Below are 3,266 nucleotides of genomic sequence, written 5' to 3' on the forward strand. Positions count from 1 at the left end.
ATAGAAAGATATATTAATGACCCGCATCATAGTTGAGAATATTGGCAGCGGTTAAAACCGCACGGGTAGGCTTTCCCCCGCGCTCTAAAGAGACGCGGCTCCCAGCCTTCCCGCAATCCCCTTGTGGCTACAAATGGGGGAAACTTGATCTAAAAATTCGGTCGGTTAAGTGCCTGAATTGTGGGACTGAACACGACCGAGACGAGAACGCCGCAAAAAATATAAATAAAGCTTGCACTGAGCCAAGCCGAAGTGTCGGGATAGGGCATTGCCACAACTCTAAACGGGCGCAGAGACAGAGTAAGACTAGCAACGGTTAGCGTCAGTCAGTGAAGCGTCAAGAATCACCGCACCTTCAGGTCGGTGAGTATGTCAATTTCTCATTCATTTCTGCTGTAAGCTCGAAGATAGCAGTTAAAATAATTGCAGTGTAATTCAGCTAAATTCTTACACCCAAATTTATGGATAACCTGATACTGCTCAAGTCCACAACCCGTCATGTTCGCATTTTTGCGGCAGAAATGGACAAAGATGAACTGATTCCGAGTAATCAAGTGTTGACACTAGATATTGATCCAGACAACGAGTTCAACTGGAACGAAGATGCTTTGCAAAAAGTTTATCGCCAGTTTGATCAACTGGTAGAAGCATCTAGTGGCGAGGATCTGACAGATTATAACTTACGCCGGATTGGTTCAGATTTGGAGCATTATCTGCGATCGCTCCTCCAAAAAGGTGAAATTAGCTATAATCTCTCCAGTCGGGTTACTAACTACAGTATGGGACTACCCCAAGTAGTAACCAGTAGCAATCAATAAATATAGTACATACTTACTTAGTCCTGGCGAAGATAATTCGCCGGCTATGTCAAGTTTTAGTGACAGATTGAGAATTAGTTCTGCTATCGCTACATATTCTCATAACAATAAAAGTTATGATGAATCTGTGGGTTGCTAAAAATGTGCGCGGTAGTAACTATAGCTACCAAATACTGTTGAAGAAAATGCTAATTGCAGAATCGGTGGGAAAACTATGGAAAATGACGCGGTAACGCTCTGCTGCCCAAATGAATATTGTCAATCGGCTAATCCCCTCACCCACAAATTTTGCCAGCAGTGTTCCACTCCCTTGCCGAAGCGTTATCTCTGGGCTGTGGGCAGTGATTTTAGCCACTGTCATCCTGGGTCTATTTTAAGCGACGCGGGCGATCGCTATTTAGTCATTAATAAATCCATACTTTTAGATATCAAACCTGGTTTATTGCCCGAAATACCTGAATTAGATAATTTAGAAAAAATTAGACCCTACCTCAAACTAATTACCTATCGTCTCCACATCCCACAAGTTTATGGAGTCCTCAATTTAAGTAATGGGCAGACCAAAACAGAAATACTACTATTAGAAAAACCACCATTAATAGTTAATGCAAGCATTACTCAAGTCAGTCTATGTCAAAGCTTAGACGATTCTTGGAGTCAAGCCTCATCAATGCGTCAAATTCATTGGCTGTGGCAATTAGCAAATTTATGGCAGCCCCTACTCATTGAAGGCGTAGCATCTAGCCTCTTAGATAATTATTTATTAAGAGTAGAAGGGGTACTAATTCGCTTATTAGAATTACGGTTCGATGACAAAAACTCGCCGACATTATGCCAATTAGGAGAATTTTGGCAGCAACTGCTCCCAACTACTAAACCAAATATTGCTCCATTTGTGCAGCAAGTATGTGATTGGTTAATTAAAGGAGAAATTAACTCATCGAGTCAATTAATTAAAATTTTAGATCAGGGATTGAGCCAATTAGCAAAATCTCAAACAGCTACAATTAAAATCTACACTAAAACAGACCCAGGACCGAGCCGCCCCCGTAACGAAGATGCTTGTTACCCCGCTGGGGACACTTTAATCACTAAATCGCCGACAGAGAACACCCTAGCTATTGTTTGTGATGGTATTGGTGGACATGAAGGCGGTAACGTGGCTTCCAACCTCGCAATTGAAACTATTTATAAACAAGTCAAAGAACTGACTTCAGTTCCCACCGACAACATAGATCCATCCTTACTACTTTTGGACTTAGAACGGGCAGTAGCCAAAGCTAATGACAAAATCAGCCAGCGTAACGATAACGAACATCGTCAAGGGCGACAACGCATGGGAACAACTATTGTCATGGCTTTACCTATTGCCCATGAAATATATATTGCCCATGTCGGTGATAGTCGTGCCTATTGGATTACTCATCATGGTTGTCATCAAGTTACCTTAGATGATGATGTCGCCTCCCGCGAAGTCCGCTTAGGCTATGCTCTTTACAGGGAAGCTTTAGAACATAGGGGTTCTGGTTCATTGGTTCAGGCATTGGGAATGAGTAAAAGTACCTCTCTACATCCCACATCTCAACGCTTTATTGTTGATGAAGATGCTGTTTTTTTACTCACTTCCGATGGTCTGAGTGATTTTGATAGAGTGGAAGAATCTTGGGAAACTGAAATATTACCTCTTCTCTCTGGAAAAACAAGTATAGAAGATGTTGCCCAAAGATTAATAGAAATTGCTAATACTAAAAATGGACATGATAATGCCACTATTGCCTTAGTACATTATCATGTTGAATACTCTGAACCAGAGACGATAATTACAGCGGATATTTCTCATCTTTTACCTGACACAGAATTATACTCAGCCGGTGATGATACAGCCAATGGGCAGAGTTTTATTAATAATCCAAAAACTCAAGTTATTTCTGAACGCAAGACTGCTAAACTTTCCCAATTACCATTACAGTTGTTTATTCTCCTAGGGTTGACGTTATCATCTGGTTTGTTGGGATATTGGTTTAAACTCCAAATTAAGTCACCAACAACAATAATTTCTTCTCCGTCTCCATTTTCTAGTCAACCGCCACCTTTGACGGCACAAAGAACTTTAGATAATCTCTCTCTTAATTGGGTGATTCAAGCTAATAGTCTCATAACCTTAAATAAGCAACCTTTCCCTGCTAAAAGTTTTTTCCAAGTTATAGATAAAAAACCTAATCCTAATGGTGGAAATAATCCAGATGTAAGTTTGCGTGTTTGTCAAAAATCTAATCCTGCATCAGAAAATCCTAAAATATTGCAACTGAAATTTTCTGAACTGCAAGATTTAGCTAAAGACATCTCTATTTTACAATCAGATCAATCTAGTATTTGTGAATAGGGAACAGGGAGTGGGGAGTGGGGGAGTGGGGGAGTCTCTGACTAGGAATGCAGTTGATGAGGCTC

Annotated in this window: 3 protein-coding genes; all 3 read left to right on the forward strand. The window is 40.7% G+C overall.

Annotated features, from left to right (window positions below; all coding sequences use genetic code 11):
* Positions 1–41: 41 nt before the first annotated feature.
* The 3 genes from IQ228_RS23650 to IQ228_RS23660 all read left to right on the forward strand — a co-directional run bounded on the left by IQ228_RS23650 (position 42) and on the right by IQ228_RS23660 (position 3,201).
* Positions 42–320, forward strand: a complete 279-nt coding sequence (locus IQ228_RS23650; RefSeq protein ID WP_228044043.1) for a transposase — start codon at positions 42–44, stop codon at positions 318–320.
* Between the two features lie 141 nt (positions 321–461).
* Positions 462–818 carry an NAD(P)H-quinone oxidoreductase subunit M gene (locus tag IQ228_RS23655; protein ID WP_027400788.1) on the forward strand — a complete coding sequence of 119 codons (357 nt, stop codon included), beginning with the start codon at positions 462–464 and terminating at the stop codon, positions 816–818.
* A 214-nt stretch (positions 819–1,032) separates the two neighbouring features.
* Positions 1,033–3,201, forward strand: a complete 2,169-nt coding sequence (locus IQ228_RS23660) for a PP2C family serine/threonine-protein phosphatase (RefSeq protein ID WP_193964648.1) — start codon at positions 1,033–1,035, stop codon at positions 3,199–3,201.
* Positions 3,202–3,266 lie beyond the last annotated feature (65 nt).

It is taken from the genome of Dolichospermum sp. LEGE 00246 (genome assembly GCF_015207865.1).
Lineage (GTDB): Bacteria > Cyanobacteriota > Cyanobacteriia > Cyanobacteriales > Nostocaceae > Dolichospermum > Dolichospermum heterosporum.

What these genes read in the sequence shown, in the direction of transcription:
- IQ228_RS23655 (WP_027400788.1), top strand. Translation starts at nt 462, where the DNA reads ATGGATAACCTGATACTGCTCAAGTCCACAACCCGTCATGTTCGCATT.
- IQ228_RS23660 (WP_193964648.1), top strand. Translation starts at nt 1,033, where the DNA reads ATGGAAAATGACGCGGTAACGCTCTGCTGCCCAAATGAATATTGTCAA.